Raw genomic sequence first — 7708 nt, 5'->3', positions numbered from 1 at the left:
ATCTAGGTGTCCGCAAAGCGGAAAAGGTCATCCGGCGACGAGAAAAGCGCAATCACTACGCGCTTCTCTTCCTGCGAAAGAAAGAAGTGCCGTTTGACACGAACCCAGCCGAACGCGATTTACGGATKGTGAAAGTCAAACAAAAAATCTCTGGMACGTTTCGTCAGGAAGACGATGCCGAGGCTTTCTGTGTCATCCGCAGCGTCGTTTCCACCCTGCAAAAACACGGAAAGCCGGTGTGGGAATCGTTGCAAAGACTTCTAAGCGGAGAGCCTCTTCAAACGATTCTCCATTCCTCCTAGGGCATTTTCGATACTGGGAATGCCCTATTGGTGCTGGATTCTGAAAATCTCGCTAGTACTGGGCTGAATAGATACTGTCCCAATTCCCCTTCCTCTAACTTTCGAACTAGGCTGCTCAACTCTCTATAGAATGAAGGATAGATGCTACTAATACTTTCTATTTCATATTGCAGCGCTTCTTCAGACGGTGCTGATTGGATTCCCATTAGTAATTGCCTTTGCTTCTCGACAGGGTACCCTTTTTCGTTCATAAATATTAGTACATTCTTGATTTGTTGAATAAATAACGGAGAGTTCTCCGTCCATTCATCGATTCGTTTCCGCCAATCCCCATTTTGCACGCTGGAGTTTTCAGATGAATTTTCTTCAAACAGCTGTTTTAACGCATAATATAATTTTCTCGCTTCCACTTCTGAAAGGGTAACGCCCTTTCCCATTTTCGTATATGAAGAATCCCAATCTCTAATATCATACTTTGGGGGATATCCGTTCCAGCTCACAAGATTTAGCTCCTTATTCCATCCTTTGGGCGAACTAGACAACGTCGCAATTCGTTTTTTGATTTCAAACTGAATCGTTGCCAAACAAACCGCTCCCTTACTTGGAATATATACTTGAATCAAAGCCAAAGGCATCGTAATCTTCTTTATGAAAATTTCTTACAAAAGGACAAATACTTCTAAAGTTGCGGCCAGTATACATCAACTGCACTTCTTTTTTTGCTCGGGTGATTGCGACATAAAGAACTTTCTTTTCATCATTGAGTATAGCGTCAAAATCTGCCTTGTAGCCGTCACTATTTTTATTGTCGCCGGCTCGTTTATCCAACTCTTCAATCCTCTTTTTATTCGGATAATGATCACGGTCAAAATGAATCAAAAATACATAATCAAACTCAAGCCCTTTGACGCTATATGCATCCGTAAAAAAGATCGGCTTTTTTTGTTTGTTCAAATCAAATCTTCTTCCATATTGGGATGTGGTGATGACATCAAAGTGGTTTCTTTAATTCCATAAGAACCGGACATCGATAGATGGCATATACATCCGCATCATGGCGGTGGATGACGGCAATCGTCGCATCCGGGTCGTTTTTCTGAATAGCTTTTACTTGGCTTACTAGATGACAAACCAGTTCTTTCGAGCTCGGGAAAAAGTAGATCGACGGTTTTTTCCCTTCTCTCACAAACCGTTGGTCATCCAAACGGTCATTTTCTTCATCAATGAACTCCAAACTACTTGCCAGTTTCATGATTTGTTTTGTTGATCGGTAGTTTGTTCGCAAGTTTCTCGTTTTCCTCCCCTCGATGTGCAACCCTAAATCCCGATAAGAGAACGGGCTTCGTTTGTAAATACGTTGCTTCGGATCGCCGGAGACAACAATTGATTTTTTGGCCAATCCGACCAAGGCCTTTAATTGCATCGCCTGCAAATCCTGAACTTCATCGACAAAAATATAGTCGTACTTCAATGAATCCGGAATATCCTCAAAATGTTTCAACAGCAACAAAGCATAATCTTCCAAATCTAAATGATCGTGAAACTGTTTTTTTAACATTTTCTCATATTCCTTATACAAATAGAAAATCGTTCGGCGCTGCTCTTTGGTTAATCGCGGGATGTTTCCCCTTCCCGCCCGTTCACAATGATAGTACGATTCTTCTGTGACAAAACCGTTCGCTTTCATCCAAAGAATTTCATCCATTAAAAACGTACCCGCATGGGTTTTGTAAAGTTTTTGTTCCAGCGGCAGCTTTTTATATTCTTCGCTTTCCATAAAAGTATCTACAAGTGCTATCGTACGGCGTGTAATGGCGTCCTCATAGCGCCGCAAGTTTTCAAGGTTGATCCGCAAAAACTCTGCGTTTGGAAAACCAATTTCCCTTAAAATCCTTGCCGCCATATAGTGAAAAGTTTCCATATGCAAGGTATGTTTGTCTTTGATCTCATGAAACTTGCTCGACTGCTCGATTCGTTTTCTGGCATCTTCAACAAGCGTCGTATTAAACGAACAATATAAAATGCGCTTCGGTTCATTTTCCTGTTCCATGACTTTTAGCAACTTATAAATTAATGTCAGGCTTTTGCCGGTGCCCGCCGAACCGTTGATCAACATTTGGTCTTCGTCTTGCTGGACAACGGAAATTTGTTCAGGGCTTAGCGTAATATTAGGCAACAGACCATGGGCATCGAAGTAATTTTGCCAAGCTCGCGCTGATCGTCTGGCAAAGTCTAGACGTTTCTTACGGAGATCAGCTGTCGTTTGCATCGATGACATACTCACCGTCCTTACAAACATGCAGGAATGGACACATGCGGCAATGTTGTCCGCTTCTTGCTTCGATTTCCTTTGTTTGAACACTTGCAAGAAATTCTTTTATATGCTCGTCAATTCGGAAGGTGTCATGGTCATATTGATATTTCGCTTTCCAATTTTTTGTGACCATATATTTGCTTCCTAAACGTTGAAGCCGCTTCATTGCCTTTGGATAATAAATATTTTGATATGATTTATACGTTCTTAGGCTGGAGGGATAGGTTGTATCCAACAAGTTTTGCTTGTGCGCGTTTGTCCATTGCGGAAATAAAGGGAATATGGTCTCCCGCACCAGCGCTTCTCCATCCCCTTGTTCAGCAAGAAGTTTGCCGATGATCGCAAAAGCTTGTTGCTGATGAAAATCGTTTTCGTAAATCGGATGATGTTCAACAAACGCATTGAAAAAGAATTTTCGCTGGCAAAAATCGCTGTCCAGCCATAGCAAATCGGGAATAGCCTGTAACGGTTCTTTCGGTATCTCCTCTTGGACAACGGTCTCTTCTTCCCATTTCCACTCCTCGGGTTGCTCCTCTGCAACTTCTTCCGTTGGCCCATATAATTCCTGTAAGATAGTGAAATAAATGCTTGGTCCATCATGATCGTACAAATCTTTAATATAGCTAAAAGTAATTTGTCCCTTGCCATACGCCAGAAGATGATAAATGGAATATAGCGCAGTATTTCTCGTAACATTTCGTGAGTAATAATCAACTACAAGCGCATTCATCCGCATGATTCGATTCGCAGCAACAAATGAACGGCGAATGCATTCTTTCAACCAACTATGCGTCAACAAGTGTGGCATTTCAGACTGTTTCCAAGGAAACGTTTGCAACGATAAGCCTGTTACGTGAATGTTATGTGCAATCAACGTTTTTCCAACCAACTGGTCAATGTTTACAATTTGTGGACTGTCTTGATCATCGTCTTCCTCATCTTCCTCTGTACCTAAGTGCAATGTGAGAAACTGGTATAACTCTTCCATCGTAAACTCCCAGTCAGCAGGAATAGAAACGGAAAATAACTTTTCCATCTTTTGTTTAGCACTAGGTTCCCACTGGCCGCTTACAGCCACATAGATGTCGTTCAGTTCTTTAATATACACCCTGACATTTCTCTTTTCCCTTTCCCCCAATAGCAGACGGTTCACTTTTCGAGCTAAATCTTTCGTGCATTCGACCAACTGCTTGACAGTGATTCCGTATCTAGACTGATGCACGTATGGAAAACAGCGAAACGGGTTGCTTAAATAACGCTTCAGTCGGTGACGCCCCGCCTGCTCCTTCGCAGTTTCATCAAATACGCGGCTGACTTCCTGAAGATCAACAAGCGCTTGCAGGCGTTCCATGATATCTTGAAAACTTTTCACGCCGTCCATATAACTGCGCAAATCAATCAGCAACGTCAATGCTTGCGTACCGTTTACATGTCCGGACTGCACCCACCCTGACGTCATCATATTGACGTAATCGTCATAAGTTAAGAAAATGCCATCGTTTGTTTTTCTGCAGTTTTGCAAAGACAAGAAAAATTGTCCATAGCGGCTGGCGTAAAAATGATCGTTTCTGGTGCAATTTGTGTATATGTTTAAATCTTTTTCATATTTAGCGACTACTTCATTATGGTTTTTTACAATCGGATGTTTTTGCAAATACTCTTTAAATTCCGTTGGATGATCAAAAATGAAAAAGCGAACGTGACGCAATGGATCTTCCTGATCCGGAAAACGATCGTCCAAATATCGGGCAAATTTGGCGCCTCGGCGCGGCTGGGAACTCTCGACGCATTCCCAACGGCTATACTCGCTCCCGCTCACCCGTTCATAAATTTCACGCCATGTTTGATAAACATTTAGAGCATTGGAATTGAATGGAATATAAAATATGACATGCAATCCTATTTGTTGCAATTGATAAAACATCATCATCCGTACAGCATCAATGTAATCGAAATGGTGAATACATACGGTATGAATGTCAGTATCGATATTCAATTTCTCCGCGATTTTTTTCTTGGTCAGATGGGCTCGCTCTTGCCGATAGCTGACGACGATAGGGTCATTTCTGAGCTGCTCGAACATGCCAATCAGAAATTTTTGTTCTTCCTTCAGCTGCATGCTCGGAAAGTCAAACAACCGCGTCATCCCCATCTCGATTAAAAAACGGAGAGATAAATAAAAATCGCGAACCTTTTTCTCCAAATAGCTCATCTTTTTCTCTGGAGCATGTTGATGAATGTATTGGCGTATCATCGACCGCAAATAGATTTCAGTATGTGGATGATGCCAGTTTGGAAACAATTTTTTCACAAACGAATGATACGCCAACACTTGATTCACTGATGCCTCATTGACATTCCGCAAATATTGCGCCAAAGCGGCACTTTGTGTAAGATGGATTTCGCCTTGGCGGATTCTGAACCGTTCGTAAAAATGTTTTGTGTGCTGGTAGTACTTGACTTTAAACAACCAACATCTCCCCGCTTTCTAACAAGTCACTCCAACACTGCGCTTGATATGGATTCATTTGGGAAGAGCTGTTTACATAAACCGCCTTTCTCGCCCGCGTCAACGCTACGTACAGCAACCGGACTTCTTCACCGATCATTTCTTTCTTTTCTGAACCGGCATATTCATTGTAATAATTATTTTTAAATTCCATATCACCCCAATCAATGCTGTATCCCAGTTTCCACTGCGCTCGGTCGGAAATTAAGATTACATCCGTTTTCCCTTGCTTAATAAACGGATGGCGCGTCAATGGCATGAGTACGTAGTCAAACTCCAATCCCTTTGCCTTGTGGACGGTCATCACTTTGATCCGGTGATTGACATCGCTCGTTACTTTTCGTTCATTCTCCGAGGTGTCTGTTGCCATTTTTATTGATAAAAATTTCTCCAGATCATAGAAAGAAGCATGAAAATCGCCAAATTCCTTTTTGATGAAAAAAATGAGGCGGTCCAAGTTCATTTTGTATTCCTTCATTTTCGCAATGGCTTCCTTCCGCTGCATCTCCACATCCCCATCAGGAAACCGGGACCTCAACTGGTTATAGTAGCGAAGCCGAAAGACTTCATGCGGCCGAACTTCGTCAATGATGTTTTGCAACACGGCAATGGCTGATGACATGTTCCATTCGCATTCCCATCGGCCCATGTTATCAAATGTCTGCAATAGATCAAGAATAAAAGACGTTTCCGGCGTATAAGCCGATAACACTTTAGCAATGGTCAGTCCATTCTCCCCATAGGAGCTTTGGTGAAAGAGATAACGATCCTTCGGAACATACGGGTGGGTAAACCTCCGGATCAACAAATAAAATTCCCTCACTGGCAATGAACGGTAAAAAGTTCCTGACACAGCTGCTTCACAAAAGAACCCCATATTCTCAATTCTATCCACCATTTCCAGCACTTCACGGTTTGAGCGGACTAAGACGGCAACATCTTCGCGATACAAACGGCGAAGCAAATATTTTAGAGTGGCATCATCCATATCTAACGCAACTAATCCTTCTTCGCAGCTTTCCTCTTGCGCCGGAATCAGCTTGTCCGTATCATCAAATGGAAACTTTTCAACGATTTTTGTCCATTTCTGAAATAAGACGTTCAATTGTGTTAATAATGTCGGTGCTGATCGGTAATTCTTTTGCAACGAATACTCTTTATACACTTGATTCGCTGTTTCCAGCTGTTGTTGCAATTGAAGAAACGCCGTATAGTCCGCGCCCCGGAACCGATAAATGCTTTGCTTCACATCCCCAACCGCAAACAACTGACAACCATACTTCTCTGCCAACCAACTGATGAATGCTGCCTGTGATTCATCCGTATCCTGGAATTCATCGACAAACAAATAACGGATCGACAGCCGGAGCTGATCGGAAGAAAGATTCTTGAGTGATGCTAGACGGCTGATTAAATCACTAATTTCCAACGTTTCCTCCGTCTTTTTCTGTTCATCAAGCTCCCGAATAACATGTTTGATGACATAATCGGCAAACTCATGAAATCCATGGCTGTCTGCCCCGAAATGGAGCTGCCCAATCGCTTCAACAGAGACCGATTTGTTATGCAGCTGCTCGATCATGGCGATAAAAGAACGAATGATTTGATAGTGAGGAATGTGTCGAAAACGTTCGTATATCTCCGGGCATTCAACTGAGAACTGGTCAATATACTTTTCGATCAGCCGTCTCCGCTCATGTTTGTAACTCCTTACCTCCATCGACCGCGAAAACCCTAACGTTTGCCCTTCCGTGACGAGAAACTCCCTAGCAAACGAGTGAATGGTGCCGATAAACATCCATYCTRCWKSWWMSRTCCRCTCTAAATATTTTYTATMCTYCGTTAAATSGTAATAGTTTTTTRGMTWWTCTAACAACKYCKRWGTAACTATTCAGCCCGTACATAGAAAAAATTTACGAGAGCCGGTTTGTTCGTACCTTCCTTGTCTATACTAATTACCATCATAGACATGGGAGGTGAACACAATGGCAAATGTTGCTTTTGGCTTCCAAGAAGCGGTCTTCACACTCGAAAGCATGGTGGCAAACATCGAACGTCAAGCACAGACCATCGAAAAACTCATCAACGAAAATAAACAGTTAAGACAAGAAAACCAGCAATTGAAAGCACGTATTGCAGAATTAGAAGCCCGTACGAAAAAAAACAGTACGAATAGTCATTTACCGCCGTCCTCTGACCGGTTTGGGGCGAAATCTCCTTCTCGCCAACCGTCGGAGAAACGGCCGGGAGGACAGCCAGGGCACCAAGGAACGACGCTCCGCCAAGCACCGAATCCTGACCATCGAGTCCTTCACCGTGTGACCCAATGCAAAGGATGTGGTCACTCTTTAGAACATGTCGATCCACTTCAAGTAGACATTCGCCAAGTGTTCGACCTCCCAGTGGTTCGCATGGAAGTCAYTCAACATGAGCGGGAAATCAAGAGTGGGACGGAATGCCGACTTGTCCAGCAGGCGGAGTTCCCTTTCTATGTCACCAATCATGTACAATATGGACCGGTCATCACTTCACTCCTGTTATACTGGAATCACGCGCAGTTGATTCCGTGCGAACGGATTACGG

6 protein-coding genes and 1 pseudogene are annotated in these 7708 nt (G+C 42.9%); 2 read left to right on the top strand and 5 right to left on the bottom strand.

From position 1 onward, the window contains the following. Positions 1-302: IS66 family transposase (locus B1A75_RS19010; RefSeq protein WP_139761776.1), on the top strand; the 302-nt coding region annotated here is incomplete at its 5' end. Between the two features lie 392 nt (positions 303-694). Here B1A75_RS19010 and B1A75_RS20085 read toward each other — a convergent pair. The 5 genes and pseudogenes from B1A75_RS20085 to B1A75_RS18990 form a co-directional block, all read right to left on the bottom strand. Beyond that, positions 695-886 (bottom strand): annotated as a pseudogene (locus B1A75_RS20085) (YdbC family protein); the annotation flags it as partial. Positions 887-899: 13 nt separating this feature from the next. Next, a complete protein-coding gene (locus B1A75_RS20495) occupies positions 900-1256 on the bottom strand; it encodes a 3'-5' exonuclease (RefSeq protein ID WP_254866669.1) in 357 nt (118 codons plus the stop codon). A 37-nt stretch (positions 1257-1293) separates the two neighbouring features. Further along, positions 1294-2580, bottom strand: coding sequence for a UvrD-helicase domain-containing protein (locus B1A75_RS19000; protein WP_254866668.1), 1287 nt, complete (start codon positions 2578-2580; stop codon positions 1294-1296). Then, positions 2555-5086, bottom strand: a complete 2532-nt coding sequence (locus B1A75_RS18995; RefSeq protein ID WP_254866667.1) for a PD-(D/E)XK nuclease family protein — start codon at positions 5084-5086, stop codon at positions 2555-2557. The genes B1A75_RS19000 and B1A75_RS18995 overlap by 26 nt, the downstream gene beginning before the upstream one ends. Beyond that, positions 5079-6923, bottom strand: a complete 1845-nt coding sequence (locus B1A75_RS18990; protein ID WP_254866666.1) for a UvrD-helicase domain-containing protein — start codon at positions 6921-6923, stop codon at positions 5079-5081. The genes B1A75_RS18995 and B1A75_RS18990 overlap by 8 nt, the downstream gene beginning before the upstream one ends. A gap of 187 nt (positions 6924-7110) precedes the next feature. On the opposite strand from B1A75_RS18990, the gene B1A75_RS18985 reads away from it, so the two are divergent. Further along, a partial coding sequence (locus B1A75_RS18985; protein ID WP_176202451.1) for a DUF6444 domain-containing protein occupies positions 7111-7708 on the top strand: 598 nt, incomplete at its 3' end.

Source organism: Geobacillus sp. LEMMY01 (assembly GCF_002042905.1).
Taxonomy (GTDB): domain Bacteria; phylum Bacillota; class Bacilli; order Bacillales; family Anoxybacillaceae; genus Geobacillus; species Geobacillus proteiniphilus.
This window is presented reverse-complemented; position numbering and strand designations above follow the sequence as displayed.

Excerpts from the sequence above, each read along its gene's own strand:
- B1A75_RS19000 (WP_254866668.1), bottom strand. The coding sequence starts at position 2,580 with ATGTCATCGATGCAAACGACAGCTGATCTCCGTAAGAAACGTCTAGAC.
- B1A75_RS18990 (WP_254866666.1), bottom strand. The coding sequence starts at position 6,923 with ATGTTTATCGGCACCATTCACTCGTTTGCTAGGGAGTTTCTCGTCACG.